Raw genomic sequence first — 14,794 nt, 5'->3', positions numbered from 1 at the left:
ATCTTCCCTTCAAAAATTATTTACTCTTATAGGTTCTTGTTTATGTTTAACCCATATATATTTCTGTAGTGAAACCCCAATTACTCCAATGATGATGAGCCCAATACCCACATAAAAATAGAGTTCAATTACTCCGAAAAAGTGAACCAGTGGACCGCTCATAGCAGGAGAAATAATGAGGACTGCATTTGCTAAACTGCTTTGAATTCCAAATACTCTTCCGACCTGTTCTTGATGAGATTCTATTTGTAGAATAACTTGATTGGATACAAGCATAAGTCCACTTCCAATACCAGCTATAAAACTAATCAGATAGGCAAAAATGAGGGATGAACCAGGACTTATCAGAGTTATCAGACTAATACCCCCAAAGCCAATTCCCATTAAAGCAATGCCTCCACATATTACCCAACCATATTGAAAATGTTTTAATTTCTGAGTTAAAAATGCGCCAATTATTCCCCCAAGACCAATAATAGAAATGATGTATCCCATTTTACTCTTATCATTTGGGAACAAGCTCTTAAATAAAGTAGGGAACTGCGAGTCTACTAATTGTAATACTGCCATAGCTATTGTAAAGAAAATCATGGTTGATAATATCATCCGATTGGATAATACATAACCCCAACCTTGTAACCAAGCAGTCCAAGTACTTTGCTGTTTCTTTTCTATATGTTCTCTTGACAGAGATTCCTGTAACCTTATTGTGGGCAACAGAACCAAAGCAGCTAGTAAACAGCATATTGCCCTTATAATCAAACAAAACTCTGGCTGAAACCAGCTCAGTAACATTCCTCCTATAAGTGGGCCCAGTATCTTGGTTCCTTGCTCAACTATCCCATTGATACTTACCGCTTTGGTAAGCAAATCAGTAGAAACAATCTGTCGTGTTAGTGTTTGCTGTGCAGGATAGTAAAAAACGGTGAAAATGGAACGAACCATTAATGCTAATAAAAGCCAATGAATATTTTGGACAAATAAAAGAACAATTGTTAATAAACCAACCATTAGATTACAAAACATCATAATTGGAATTTTTCTAAAGCGATCAGCAATCACGCCTGCCCATGAACTAAATATAATCCCAGGAAGTGCATACGCAACGGGAATTAATCCAATCATGGTGGGGTCTACTTCCCATTCAAAACTAACAATGGTCATAATGGCTAACATGTCAATAAATACTCCGAGCATAAGCAGTGAATACGCAGAGAAAACTTGTAAATAAATTGTATTTCCCCATAGACTTTTTGATTCGGTAGTTTTCATAAAAACGAGCTCCTTAAGTTTACTAAATAGGGACGATAGAAACTAATTGAGTGGGATAAGAGACTTCTCCCGCCTCTTCAATCCTATTCTTTTTTTGCAGTTCGTTTGTGATGGTAATGAAATCAATAGCTTGCTTAGACTTTCTCAAAGACACTAACGCTCTAAAAGTGAGATATTGACTAACAATTAAATCATAACACTCCTATTAATGGGATTATTTTCTAAAAATAATATAGAAAATAATGAATATTCCGATTATTTATTTCTAAAAACCAGAAATATTTCTATAAAACAACTAAATTAAGATTAAATCGTATCGCAGATTTTAAATAATATTAATAAATAGAATCTATTTTGAACGTAAGAAATTTGTAAGGAATGGGTAAGGAAAAAGAGTGTTTCATTGTATAGGATAAAAATATTACGAGGCGTGAAAGGCGGAACAGATATGACTTATATATGAAAAACAAACTAGTAACAAAAGTGTTTCAAGGAAAAGAAGTAATTTCTGTGGTTTACAAACATGTGAAAAAAGAGAGATTTACCGTTTGTTAGGGCAGAATGGCGTTGATAAAATAATACTTATGAAGATGATTACAAATTCAATGTTGACCTTTTGTAATCGGTGAAGATGATAGCTGTGTGGTTAGAATGAAACAGCAAGCAACCACCTATACAATATGAATATAGGAGAGGAATGCCTTATGAAAACACGTATTCAAATTACATTTGCAAGTCTGGCCCTTTTAATAGCTGGAAGTTCCCTGTTATATACAACACCAACCTCAATTGTAAAAGCAGAGCCCACTCAAAATGTATCTAGTTCGTTACAAACAAATCCTCAACGAGATCGTACTTCCGTCAAGCAGGCAATGCGGGATACATTGCAACTTGGATACCCGGGGATACTTGCTAAAACTTCGGAGGGTGGAAAAACGTGGGGGTATGCCGCTGGGATAGCGAATCTAAGCACCAAGCAATCAATGAAAACAGATTTCCGCTTTCGCATTGGCAGCGTGACGAAGACGTTCACCGCAACGGTTGTACTTCAATTAGCTGGAGAGAACCGCTTGAATCTAGACGACTTTATCGAAAAATGGTTGCCTGGTGTCATTCAAGGAAACGGATATGATGGTAACCAGATTACTATCCGGCAGATATTGAACCATACAAGTGGTATCGCTGAATACTCAAGGTCAAAAGATGCTGATTTTATGGATACAAAAAAATCGTATATGGCTGAAGAGTTAGTGAAAATGGGGATTCCTCTGCCTCCAGACTTTGCCCCAGGAAAGGGTTGGTCTTATTCAAACACAGGATACGTATTACTGGGTATTCTTATTGAAAAAGTAACCGGAAACAGCTACGCGGAAGAGATTGAAAATCGGATTATTGAACCGCTTGAATTATCGAATACATCCCTACCTGGCAATTCAAGCGTTATTCCAGGCACCAAGCATGCCCGTGGATATGTCCAACCAGACGGAACAAGTGAGCTAAAAGACGTTACTTATTATAACCCAAGTGTAGCTAGCTCAGCTGGAGATATGATTTCTACTGCTGACGACTTAAATAAATTCTTCTCTTACTTGCTCGGTGGCAAATTACTGAAAGAACAGCAACTAAAACAAATGCTTACTACAGTTCCTACAGGAAAAGAAGGAATCGATGGATATGGTCTTGGAATCTATGAAACTAAGCTTCCAAGCGGTGTCTCGATATGGGGACACACAGGTGGCATTCTAGGGTTTACTACTCTTGTTGGAGGTAAACTTGGAGGCAAGCATACGTTGGTCGTCAATTGGAATAGTTTGGGTAGAACTGACAGTCCTAATCCTTTTAAAAATATTTTACTTGCTGAATTTAACAAGTAGGCAAAAAGGAAAACAGGATAAATTTTGTCATAGTTTTTATAGTTAAAAATATATCTTTCTGGTTTAAAAACCCACAACTTACTCTAAAAAATAAATTTTGTTTTTTTGGAATTTTGTTGGAAACCCAATGTTATTAAGCTAATAAAACAAAACCCTCTCTAAAATGAAAAAATACGCTATTCTTTCTGTAGAATCATAGGAAAGGGTGGCGTTTTTGTATGTCTCTTTCTGTATCTAATGAATTACAACGTGAATCAATCTAATATGATTTCAGTATTTCATTTTATCAATAGGTTATATTAGGTTCTGTTGCAAAGGTTCTGTTGCAGAGCTGAAAAAAGATAAAGAGGGCTATCGATTGGGATATAATTTAAGCAATTGCTACTAATTTTTGTAATTCTTTATACACAGAAAAGACGGAGTCTGATTTAAGACTTCGTCTCTGTTTATATATGGCTTGCATCGTTTCGATTCCTTTTATGGTACGTGAAGCATGACGAATAGTTTGAAATCCAGAAGATTTGGCAAAGCGCAGCTTTACATGTCGATGATCCTGTTCAATGAGGTTATTTAGATGTTTGACGGTGCAATATTTAGTATGTGTACAAAAATCATCTTTCTGTAATTTTTTGAACGCACAAAGCAAGGCAGGAGCCTTGTCTGTAGTAAGAACCGCTGGTTCTCCAAAAGCTTTGATGAGTCGCTTCATAAACATATAAGCCGCTTGATGATCACGTGTTTTACGAAGGTGAATATCCAAAGTATGCCCGTCTCCATCAATTGCACGATAAAGATAGCACCACTTTCCTCTAACTTTGATGTAAGTTTCATCTAAATGCCAAACATGGTATGATGACTTGTTTTTCTTCTTCCAAATTTGATAGATCAGATTGTCGTATTCATGGACCCAACGCATAATTGTTGTTGGATGAACGAAAATAACACGTTCTTTTAGGATTTCAGATACATCGCGATAACTTAAAGAAAAACGACAATAATAGCCAACGGCTACCAAAATAATATCTTTTTTGAATTGTTTTCCTTTAAAGTATCCCATGTATCATTCTCCTCATCTCAAATCCCCTACAGTTTAGCTCAACTTGAAAAACTTTGCAACAGAACCGTTGTATCCATAAAACGAAAAACACGCTATTCTTTTTGTAGAAATATATAGAAAGGATAACGTCTTTTTTACTTTATGGATAGTGTGAAACCTTAGCTTGATCGCGATGAGGTAGGACACCTTTTTCAACTAACGTACCTCTAGTCTAATAAAGATAGCCTAATAAATCTAACTCTCCATCCTGCCATTTTACATTTCCCAGTTCCTTAATCATAAGTTCGTTTATAACTTCATTTCCTATGCTGAAAGTAGTCTGATTTTGTTCATCTATTTTAAGCCACTTGCATTTATTCTCTACCGATTTGTATCCTTTTTTTAAATACAAACTTTTGTTATCGGCAAATAAGAGTAGAAAGTCAATAGACTTACCCTTGCAGAAATTTTCTATTTCTACAAGCAATAAGTTTCCTATTCCTTGAGAACGAGCTTCTCTTGATACGCATAAATCAATAATTCCAAGAACTCTTATAGGCATACCATTTAAGTTCATCACTCTATAATCCAAACCTACCTGACCAATAAGTTGATTTTTCTCAGTTAAAGCCAATAATCTAAAATGAGGGAGTTGTTTAAAATAGATTCTTTCCCGAGGGTAACTTTCTTCAAAACACTCTACTAATAATCTTTGAATAGCCAGCCTTAACTCTTGATCCACTTCATACTCAAAAATCTTTTCTATGTTCAAGTTATCTTCTCCTCACGACTAAGTTTTCTACAAAAATTTCGTCGGCATTAAACAGTAATCCTTCTAGCGGTACTTTTTATATTTAGTTTAATAGGTATAGGGACTGCTGCATAGCCATTAAGTTGATATCTTAGATCCCCGCGGAACAAATATTTTTACCTTTTATAATAATTAAGCTTATTTCTATCGTTTTGGGTTACTTCAAAATATTAGGTTGATGGGCATGGGGTCACCAGGCCCATCAAGAAAATTGTACGTTTAGACATAAAATCGACACATTTTGATTAGTTCTCTGTACGTTAAGGAGTTAGTTTGTATATTTGAGGAGATGTGCGAGACAGGTGTAAATTTAGAGGAATCCAATATTTTCTATTCAAATATGATAGAATGGAAATATATCCAAAACGGAGGAACAACAAATGAACTCAAACACAAAACAGTTTATTTATGATATCCAGCAAAGAAAGAACAATTATATGGAAAATGTATTAATAGCAATACAACACCCTAAAAAAGAGCAATCTAAACAAGTCATTCAAAATATAGTAGAGAAGATGGATATGATGATCAGTTTAGTTACTACTTACATGGCTATTGAATCAGAATCTATGAAAGAATTAAAAGAGCTTCAGGAAGAAATTATTCATGCTCAAGCATATATTCAAAAACGAAAATTTGAAGAAACACAGAGATAAAACCCTGTGTTTTTACTGGTTTGTCTATAACGCTAATCTGTTATAAATCAAATTAGATGTAATTTAATTATTGTTTTGGCATAATCCATACAATTTGTTGAATGCGTACAATATACGGTACCGTATCTTCAATAAGAAAATGATCTGGTTTCACATTCTTTAACTTCCCTCTTACATTACCTCCTACAGTTTCAATAACCACATGTTTACCAATTACTGATTGTAATATTTGATATACGTAGGAATCAGATGCAATTACTGCATTTCGTTAAAAAAGTCATTTACTTCCAAATAAATCATTCTATAGAACTCCTTTCTAACTTGAATTATTTCTCTTAATATATGATATATATCTTATGAATATGCTAGAAGGATACTTCATTGTATGAACGAAAATAACATTTTAATAAGGTACGTTTTCTATTCCTAAATTACTAAAAAATTACTTATATAAGATTATTTTTACTAGTTAATAGGTAATGATATAGGGATATTTTGAATGTGCATCTAGGTTGTTCCTTTCAAGATATTTATCATTTTATATACGCCCTTTATTAGAATACTGCTCATACTTTTTTTGAGATTCTTTAGTAATACGTGCGTTAAGTAAAATTGCTAACAACAAAAACACTCCATATTTTCCCCCTGTAGCTCCTATGATAATCACACTACTACAAACAAGTACAATTAATAGGAGAAACGAAACTAAATAAATATGGTTATAGTTCTTTGACATCTTCTCGTATTTTATGCGTTCTTTCCTTGCATCCATCTAAATTCCTCCTTTAAATTATCCATTTCACTATAAAATAAATCTCGCCCTTAAAAAGAAAACAATCTATCGTTTCAAATAATTAGTTTGTTTTTTTAGCAACTAATTTATATAACATAAAAAGAAATACTACCAATATTAAGCTTTCCGCTATGATAATCCCGACCCTCTCCTTTCTTTTAATCCCATCGCATCAGATGAAATGTATATCCTATTATTATCAACAGCAAACAAAAAGGATCTTCCCTTCTCGTAAAGGCTGATCCTTTTCTTCGTTCATTCAACTATTTTTAGCTATTCTTGATTAATTAGAATAACAGCTGGTCCATCTACACGAATTCCACCAACTTCGATTTTTTCATAAGGCTCAACCGTAATAGAAATGATCCCTTCCCGCTTCTTTAATTCATTACTTAATTCTTTTGTTAACATTTTTTTCATGTGTGCACTCCTTCTTACTGCTTAATTTACTATTGTTATGTAAATGAAATTTAAAATGGTTTCCTGGTCTGGAAACCATTTTTTGTAGTTGACCATATGGTGTTACCAGTTCGTTTATCAATTTTACGTAAAGAAGATAAACAATTACTATTCACTGTCTCAGTAGATGTAAGAAACTCTTAAAGATAGCGGTGAGATTGATTGTTTTTTCTTCTAGAAATAATGACTTAGATAGTATATTACCTAAAACAATGAAAGCCCTACCTCTCTTTCATCCTTACGGATCCTTGTCCGTGCCAGTGTGAATCAGGATTGCAAAAATCAAGTGACTATTTAATCGAGTTATTTGATGAAACTTCGAACGTTCGTAAAAGAAATTTAAAAATAAAAATGGATTAGATTGAAGTAATAACAAAAGAGGTTCCTACTCTAAAAGTGAGTTGAAGAAGTTGAATGTCTTTGAAATGATTTACTTTTAATAATAATCATATTCCCAAAAAATTCAGGATATTTTCGGGGGATGTAATACATTATCTATAATGAACCTTAACAGAAACTTTTTATTTGATTTTCAGTGATCCCTTTAATTAATCCTAGTTCACTAATCAAAAATTCATGTGCGTTATCCAACATTTTTTTTTCGCTTGTATTAAGTGCCTTTTCTTTCTTCATACGCATTAAATCACGTACAACTTCAGCACCTTCTTGTATTTCACCCGTTTTTATTTTGTCCGTGTTCACTTTATACCTTTGTTTCCACGGCAGTAATTTATCTGATTCTCCATGCTGAAAAATGTGTATAATGCGTTTTAATGCAAGTATATCAGTAACTGGGCGTATACTCGAACTTAATATTTTACCCATAGGAATCATGACTTGCATATTACTGATTGACATTTTTATAACAAAATACTGTTGTTTTTTCCCTGAGAATTCTTTTTCTTCTATGGCTTCAATTATACCTGCTCCGTGCATTGGATAAACAATGTTATCGCCAATTTGAAACATATAATCCACCTCCATATATGGTAACCTTCTTAACCTTAACACATATGTTATTTTTATCAAATATTTCATAATATCACAAATTTATTTTTGGAGTCAACTACTTTTTTGATAAAAATAAAATTAAGTAAAAAAACACCCCCAAAACAATAGGGAGTGTGTCAGATTCTCAATAAAGGGACGGTCAATTTGTCCATATACATCCTAAAATATCGATTAATTAACATAGATCCGTTTTCCCTTGAAAACGACCAAATCGATCCCGTATTTTTTTCAATCTTGTGTGGTACTCCAAAATCTCAATTCTTGCTTTTTCAGCTAGAGGTGCAATTGGTCGTAAGTCTTTTAACCCCCAATAATCAACTACTACATCAAGTACTTGATCAAAATATTGCAGCGGCCCATAGTTAGCTTCTTTTGCAATCACAGTCATTCTATTTTCAAAATCAGGCATGACAGCACCTGGCATTTTAAAATTCCTAATCACATTGGCAATATGATAGCAATAATTAGGTTCCAATTCCAAATGTGTTCGAATGACGTCTCGATAAAACGCATAATGAAGAGTTTCATCTTTTGCAAGACGGCGTAATAATGTAGCAAGATCTGGATCATGCTTACTTGCAACCTTAGCTACATTATTGTAAAACACCATCGTTGCAAGTTCTTGTAGCGTCGTATACGTCATTGCTTCGATTGGTGTGTGAAAATCGGGCTCAAATCCACCCTCAACGACTGACTTTCTTAATTCATGTAATCGTTTGGGATTCACACTTCGAGTGAGTAGTAAATATGTCTCCAATAAATTCGAATGTTGATCCTCTTCTGAAGTCCAAGTATGAATAAAGTCTGTAATAACAGAAAGGGACCCTTTGAAAGTCGCAGATAAATACGTTGTAAACCATGGTAAATTTACTTCTGTTAATAAAGCTGTTTCAATGGCCGTAATTACACCAGAAGGAAGAGTAACTTGACTTTCATCCCAAGGAAATCTTTTAAAGTCCATTCCCTTATCCCATGGTAAAAACTCATGATAACCCCAGTCTATCTTCTGCGCTCTTATTTTATGTTGTTCATACAATTCTTTTAAACGTGGTTCTAATCGGAAATCTAAATCATTTGTTAGCATATATAAGTGCCCCCTTTTCTTATCATAGATAGTCATTCTATTTTTACATTCATTTTTATCCTTAAAAATTTTCTACAAATAAATATTACTTTCCTTTTTTTAAGTCAAACATAACAAATTTGTAACAAAACTCTTTAAGAGTACTATATTTTTATATGATTTTTTCAAATCAAAAGGGGAACCGTTACATATATTGTCCTTTTTTATAAAAGGGGTTCTGAGGCATACGGTATGTTGCTTAGCCTAGATAAAAAACGATCATCAGTAAATAGAGAATAACATTCATGGATGAAGATACTCGTCATGTTGTAAATCTTGGTGATTGTAAAAAGGTGCATGCCCATAAAGAATCGTTTTATAATAAAGATTGATAAACAATTAATCTTTCCTGCGTTTTCACTACTTTCTAATTTTGTTATTGGTAGCAAAAACTGAAAAGATGAATGGTATGTTATATAGACTAACAACTTATTTAGATGTAAGATGCAAGGTGTTAGATTAAGAATTTGGAAAATATATATAGTTGATGAGATAGCCGTAAACGACAATCCCCAACAAGATTACTGTACATTAGCTATGATGAGTTAGACCGTATTTTTGGAAACAGTATACAGCTCAAAGGGAAGAGGCGATAAACATGCAGTCAACGGAAGCTCATATGAAGGAAACACAACGTAGAGAAAAAATAGAAATAATATTTAGTCATATGGTAAAAGGAGAGAGTTATTTTCACGGATCCTCCTATCAATGGAAAAACATTGTATACCAAAATTATAATAGGATACAACAAAAAGAGTTAAAAATTGAACAACTTATTTCCAAAATGGAAAAAGAAGGGGTTCTCTTTGCGCAGCACCGTTCACTCATACACCATCCCGTCATTGATTTTGTCAAATATATAGCTAAGGTTTATAAGGAAACCCCCGAAAAACAATAACCATGATTATATTTTTAAAATAAATAATTATATTCAAAGAAAACCTTTACAAAAAGTTTATTTGTGAACATTGTTAACAAAAAGCTCAAAAACTCATTCGAATATTTTTTTATTCAAAATAATATTCGTTTTTGTTATAATAACAACCATAACGTATTCTAGTCGTTTGTATATCTTCAGATTTTGTGAAATTTATTACACAAAAAGACAACTCTTAATTAGAGTTGTCTTTTATTTTTTCTCGATATACATAATACTGTTCTGGTGCAAAAACTCCAAGATTCTTACAACTGGAGAAAAAGTAGGACCTCTCATAGGAAAGATGCTACTTTTCTCTCTCATATTCCTTCATTATTTTATAAAACGTATTTGTCTTTAGCTCTAACATTTCCATAAATATAATAGCTGTTATTCCCCACTTTTCCATTTAGAATAAGTTTCTTCTATTATAAATTAATAGTAAATTGTCTAAAAAAGGAAAAAATATTTTAAGGAGTTGATGTTTAAAGGACTAAATAAAAAACTTTGCGATATTTTTCGCAAAGTTTTTGTAATAATACGTATTATAATAGTAATTTTCGTATTTCTTCTGTACTTAGACCTGTGAATTTTGCAATGTCTTCTAATGGCATACCATTTTTATGCATACCACGAATTAATTGAATTTTCCCTTTCTCAATACCTTTTTCAATGCCTTCCTCTAAGCCCTCTTCTCGAGCATGTGCTAGCTTAGCTTGCTCATCTAGAAGTAACTTTTCACGAGCTTCATAAGCTGTTCGGAAAGAAGAGTCATGGCTCATATTTTCCCACTTATTCATTGCTTTTTGTAAAATTGGATCTTGATTCATTGCAATCTCCTCCAATGTTTGAGTTAAATGTTCATCTTCATGCGCTGGTAGTAATAACATCCAGCGAACAAACGCATTTTCCCATGGATTTACTTTTTCTTCACGCCATTGTTTGACCAATTTTGGAATTTCTACAAAATGAATTTCAATATCATCACTTAGTATCTGTTGCTTTTTAGGATTCCATAATTGTCCTATGGTGTGAAATGAATCATCTTGGGAGAATAATATAAAATCTAATAAATTAATGGTAATTGTTTTCCTAAGTGAACGATACGGCATCCCTTCTTGCATTTGGGACGTATAGAGTTTACTCCAATAATATAGAGAACGCTTGACCATATCATGTGTATTTCGAAGCTGAATTTCTATATTTACTTGCGTCCCATTATCTAGTGTTGCTAATAAGTCTAATATGGATAACTTATCATCTTCATAAGATTTATGAAGATGTGGATCTTCTAGTTGTAGAGATACAATAGGCGCATCTAAAGATTCCTCTAGGATAGCGTTTAAAAATCCAGTTAAAATCTCTTCGTTTCCCTTCGTCCCAAATAACTGTTTAAAAGCGAAATCAATCCGTAAATTTACTAATTTTGTGGACATGGGTTTCCTCTCCCTGTCTTTCTGTTCTTCTTACTATTTTATAATGTAATTCTTTATATAAGCAAATGCTACTTTTACCATTGTAGCCCTAATTCATCACAGTACACATCTAACTCCGTAAAACAGTTTTGTAAATCCGCTTCAAAATGAATTTCACGAATTATGCTATCTACCTTTTTTTCTAAATCTGAAATTGTTTTGTAAGGAACATAAAATATATATTCTCCTGAACGTTGTTCCATATTGTATTGTGATATGAGAAAGGATTCGATATTCTTTCGAACTTTCCCCTTTCTTTGTACAAATTTATTATTATTTTCCACACGTAACAACATGCGAATAATGGCTGTTTGTTCTTTAGTTTGTTCGCCTTTTTCGGTTTGCTTATTTTTTCGTATATATCGGTAGAGTGTAGCTTGACTAATACCTGTCAAGTTTACAATTTCTTGGATGCTATACTCTTTAGAATCATATAACTTCAATGCCCTCTCAATAAAGCTATTCTTAACACGGGGGCGTCCCCCTACTCTTCCTCTTGCTCTTGCACTTTCCAGTCCTTCTTGAGTACGTTGGGCAATTAAATCTCTTTCAAACTGGCTAAATGCCTGAAATACAGTTAACATTAGTTTTCCTTGAGGTGTATTAGTATCAAACTGTTCTTTAATACTAATCAGTTTAACGCCCTTATTCTCAAAATACTCAACTATTTCAATTAAATCTTTTGTGCTTCGTCCTAATCTGGAAAAACTTTCAACAACTAACGTATCACCAAATCTAATTTTATCTTTTAAACGGTTAAGCTCTGGTCGATCACTTTTTGTTCCTGACATTTTTTCAGTTAAAATTTTGAAGCATATCAATTTGACGAATTAAATCTTGTTGTTGGGTACTTACCCTTGCATAGCCATAAATGTATGAATTCATGAAATCACCTAACCTTTACAAGATGATTTTATCATAAAGGGTAATTAAAGTTAATTTGATTTTGACAATAGTTTTGATAACGTAGATAAGCGATTTATAAAGATTAAATTTTGTTCATTTTATATTTATCAAAAACCATCGTTTTTGAAACACTTATAAATAATAAATCTAATAATTATGTACTTTGTAATAGGTAAGAGTTTATGATAAAAATAGGAAATATCCCAAAAAACACACGAGGGGCGTTGATTAAGATTTTTTTTAAAGACTTTAACTACAAAAATGAAGGTGATTATTTATATCCAGTTGAGTATTATCAATTTCGCCACGCAAGCACACATAATACATTCAAAGTTGAACTATTATGTTTTGATGATCGTTATGATTTCCATTTAACAATTGATAATGAAGCTATCCCTTCAAAGTATAGACTTGTAACAAGCATCTCCTTTGAAATTTATGAAGAATTTGGATTTGAGCCTTATGATTTTAGTTCTAAACACGCTACTCTACAAAGGGCAATTGATATGGCAAGTGCAATTGCAAAGAAATATTGTGAAAATCCAATTAATCAATAATAAGTAAAGACCGGATATGATATTATCCCCTTTAGGTAGACAGTGTAAAAAAGACCATGTACACACATGGATGTTACACTATTACTTGGAGGGGATTTTTCATGACTAAAAAAGGATCGACATTTAATACCTATTCAGAAGAATTAAAGTTATCAGCTGTTCAAAGTTATTTAAACGGAGAAGGAAGTTACAATATGATAAAGGAAAGATATCAGATTAGAAGTTCTACCCAACTTAAAAATTGGGTCAAAAAATATAAAGAATGTGGTGAGATTACAGATACTCGCGGGAAAAATGGGGGAATGAAAGGTATACCAAACCCTCTAAAAGGAAAACGTGTTTATTTTAAGACAATTGAAGAGGAACGTGACTACTATAAGGCACAGGTTGAATATTTAAAAAAGCAGTATCCAAATCTATAAATGGAGGTGTACTAAAATATAAAGAGAGATATCATATCATTGAATCATTAAAGACAAAGTATCCAGTTATATGGCTTACGAAATTTGCGGGTGTACATCGTTCAAGTTACTATAAATGGATTCATACCAAAGGTATGAAAAACATACGACTAAAATCCGAGAAACGATTAAAAAAGGTAATACGATCTATTCACGTAAAGCACAAAGAATATGGTTATCCACGTATGAAAATCGCTTTACAGGAAGAGGGATATTTTATAAATCACAAAAAAGTATATCGCTTAATGAGTGAGCTCAATATTCAATCTATTATTCGAAAGAAGCGTCGCTTCTTTAAAGGGAACTATTCCAATATTTTTCCGAATGTTTTAAACCGTGAATTTAAAGATCGCCAACAAAATGAGGCACTTGTTACAGATATTACTTACCTACGATTCCAAGAGGGATTTCGGTATCTTTCTGTTGTACAAGATGTTTATAATAACGAAGTTGTTTCTTGGAAAATATCTACGCGCAATAATAATGAACTTGTATTAGATACGATTGAAATGTTGGCACAAAAAAGAGATGTGCGTGGAACCATTCTCCATTCAGATCAGGGATTCCAGTACACATCTCATGCCTACAACAAACGACTTTCCGATTTAGGTATCATTGGTAGCCACTCTCGCAAAGGAAACTGCCATGATAACGCTTGTATCGAGTCATTTTTCTCCCATTTTAAATCGGAGATGTTGTATTTGAATCATTTTAAAACAGAAGAAGATTTAATACAAGCAATTGAAGAATATATTTACTTTTATAACTATAAACGGTTCCAAAAACGACTCAACCATCGAGCTCCGATAGAATATCGAATCTCGATGGCTGCTTAGTCTTTTTCATACTGTCTACTTGACAGGGGTAAGACCATATCCGGTCTTTTTTGTATTTGCTGTATGTTAAGGTGATTTTTCTGTTAAATTATAACAATTATTAATGCGTCTTTTAAATTTGAGGTTAAGGACTCAAATTTAAAAGAAAAAGAGAACCCAAATGGATTCTCTTTTCTTGGCATATTTACAACATGGAGAATACTGAGACAACTCTTTCTGTGACTTTACCCATAAAGTTGCCGCTAAAGGAAGCATATCCTTGCCGGAAATTACATGTTTTTGAGGAGATTTAGTTGATTGTTCGAGGGAAAAGGAAGCATATCTTTGCCGTGGATAAATTATTAACCCATAAGCTTGCCGTGAATGCTGTTGGTTTGTAATAAAGTTTGATCAAAAGCATGCTACAAAAATTGATTTTTCAACAGAAGAAACCCAAACATTTTGAAAAAAGTTTGATCAAAATGCTTGGGTTATTTGTTGCTAGTGAATAATTTTTTATAAAAAGTTTAATCATTTTTCTACCTGTGTTTGCTCCACAATCGCGCCCTTTAATCGAATAAACCACTAATTATTTTTGCTCTCGAAAATCTTCGATTGTAAAGTACACT

At 33.0% G+C, this 14,794-nt stretch carries 14 protein-coding genes and 3 pseudogenes; 5 read left to right on the top strand and 12 right to left on the bottom strand.

What is annotated here, in order from left to right:
• Positions 1-9 precede the first annotated feature (9 nt).
• The gene (locus QCI77_RS29105; protein ID WP_353825960.1) at positions 10-1,272 is read right to left on the bottom strand and encodes an MFS transporter; all 1,263 of its coding nucleotides are present in this window, start codon (positions 1,270-1,272) and stop codon (positions 10-12) included.
• Positions 1,273-1,294: 22 nt separating this feature from the next.
• Positions 1,295-1,426 (bottom strand): DnaB-like helicase N-terminal domain-containing protein, encoded by a 132-nt coding sequence (locus QCI77_RS29100; RefSeq protein WP_002035044.1) that lies wholly within the window; start codon positions 1,424-1,426, stop codon positions 1,295-1,297.
• 550 nt (positions 1,427-1,976) lie between these two features.
• Here QCI77_RS29100 and QCI77_RS29095 point away from each other — a divergent pair.
• On the top strand, positions 1,977-3,146 hold the full coding sequence (locus tag QCI77_RS29095; protein WP_353826044.1) for a serine hydrolase domain-containing protein: 1,170 nt from the start codon (positions 1,977-1,979) through the stop codon (positions 3,144-3,146).
• 370 nt (positions 3,147-3,516) lie between these two features.
• Here the strand turns inward: QCI77_RS29095 and QCI77_RS29090 are convergent, their stop codons facing one another.
• Together QCI77_RS29090 and QCI77_RS29085 are read right to left on the bottom strand one after the other, a co-directional pair.
• Entirely contained in the window at positions 3,517-4,203 is a 687-nt protein-coding gene (locus tag QCI77_RS29090; protein WP_113733660.1) for an IS6 family transposase, read from the bottom strand.
• A gap of 211 nt (positions 4,204-4,414) precedes the next feature.
• Entirely contained in the window at positions 4,415-4,954 is a 540-nt protein-coding gene (locus QCI77_RS29085; RefSeq protein ID WP_353825959.1) for a GNAT family N-acetyltransferase, read from the bottom strand.
• Between the two features lie 419 nt (positions 4,955-5,373).
• On the opposite strand from QCI77_RS29085, the gene QCI77_RS29080 reads away from it, so the two are divergent.
• The gene (locus QCI77_RS29080; protein WP_193648183.1) at positions 5,374-5,649 is read left to right on the top strand and encodes a hypothetical protein; all 276 of its coding nucleotides are present in this window, start codon (positions 5,374-5,376) and stop codon (positions 5,647-5,649) included.
• Positions 5,650-5,716: 67 nt separating this feature from the next.
• Here QCI77_RS29080 and QCI77_RS29075 read toward each other — a convergent pair.
• The 5 genes and pseudogenes from QCI77_RS29075 to QCI77_RS29055 all read right to left on the bottom strand — a co-directional run bounded on the left by QCI77_RS29075 (position 5,717) and on the right by QCI77_RS29055 (position 8,996).
• Positions 5,717-5,949, bottom strand: a pseudogene (locus tag QCI77_RS29075) (DUF2642 domain-containing protein).
• A 238-nt stretch (positions 5,950-6,187) separates the two neighbouring features.
• Positions 6,188-6,421, bottom strand: a complete 234-nt coding sequence (locus QCI77_RS29070; RefSeq protein ID WP_059038590.1) for a hypothetical protein — start codon at positions 6,419-6,421, stop codon at positions 6,188-6,190.
• A gap of 294 nt (positions 6,422-6,715) precedes the next feature.
• Positions 6,716-6,862 carry a BC1881 family protein gene (locus QCI77_RS29065; protein WP_000738547.1) on the bottom strand — a complete coding sequence of 49 codons (147 nt, stop codon included), beginning with the start codon at positions 6,860-6,862 and terminating at the stop codon, positions 6,716-6,718.
• Positions 6,863-7,408: 546 nt separating this feature from the next.
• On the bottom strand, positions 7,409-7,870 hold the full coding sequence (locus tag QCI77_RS29060) for a CarD family transcriptional regulator (RefSeq protein ID WP_193666173.1): 462 nt from the start codon (positions 7,868-7,870) through the stop codon (positions 7,409-7,411).
• A gap of 217 nt (positions 7,871-8,087) precedes the next feature.
• Complete coding sequence (locus QCI77_RS29055; protein ID WP_353825958.1) at positions 8,088-8,996, bottom strand: acyl-ACP desaturase; 909 nt, start codon at positions 8,994-8,996, stop codon at positions 8,088-8,090.
• A 637-nt stretch (positions 8,997-9,633) separates the two neighbouring features.
• Here QCI77_RS29055 and QCI77_RS29050 point away from each other — a divergent pair.
• A complete protein-coding gene (locus QCI77_RS29050; protein WP_353825957.1) occupies positions 9,634-9,933 on the top strand; it encodes a hypothetical protein in 300 nt (99 codons plus the stop codon).
• 325 nt (positions 9,934-10,258) lie between these two features.
• On the opposite strand, the pseudogene QCI77_RS29045 reads toward QCI77_RS29050, so the two are convergent.
• The 3 genes and pseudogenes from QCI77_RS29045 to QCI77_RS29035 form a co-directional block, all read right to left on the bottom strand.
• Positions 10,259-10,383 (bottom strand): annotated as a pseudogene (locus QCI77_RS29045) (recombinase family protein); the annotation flags it as partial.
• A gap of 113 nt (positions 10,384-10,496) precedes the next feature.
• Complete coding sequence (locus QCI77_RS29040; protein ID WP_353825956.1) at positions 10,497-11,387, bottom strand: Rpn family recombination-promoting nuclease/putative transposase; 891 nt, start codon at positions 11,385-11,387, stop codon at positions 10,497-10,499.
• A gap of 74 nt (positions 11,388-11,461) precedes the next feature.
• Positions 11,462-12,311 (bottom strand): annotated as a pseudogene (locus QCI77_RS29035) (recombinase family protein).
• A gap of 203 nt (positions 12,312-12,514) precedes the next feature.
• Between QCI77_RS29035 and QCI77_RS29030 the strand changes: the two are divergent.
• Both QCI77_RS29030 and QCI77_RS29025 read left to right on the top strand, forming a co-directional pair.
• Entirely contained in the window at positions 12,515-12,889 is a 375-nt protein-coding gene (locus QCI77_RS29030; protein WP_353825955.1) for a hypothetical protein, read from the top strand.
• Positions 12,890-12,990: 101 nt separating this feature from the next.
• Positions 12,991-14,186, top strand: a protein-coding gene (locus QCI77_RS29025) for an IS3 family transposase (protein WP_483298979.1) whose coding sequence is annotated in 2 segments (ribosomal slippage) — positions 12,991-13,285 and positions 13,285-14,186 — 1,197 coding nt in all. Because the reading frame shifts where the segments join, the coding sequence is not laid out codon by codon here.
• Positions 14,187-14,794 lie beyond the last annotated feature (608 nt).

Source organism: Bacillus cereus group sp. MG9 (genome assembly GCF_040459995.1).
In the GTDB taxonomy this organism is placed as follows: Bacteria; Bacillota; Bacilli; order Bacillales; family Bacillaceae_G; genus Bacillus_A; species Bacillus_A mycoides.
Note: the sequence above shows the minus strand (reverse complement) of the source record. Positions and strands in the feature narration are given on the sequence as shown.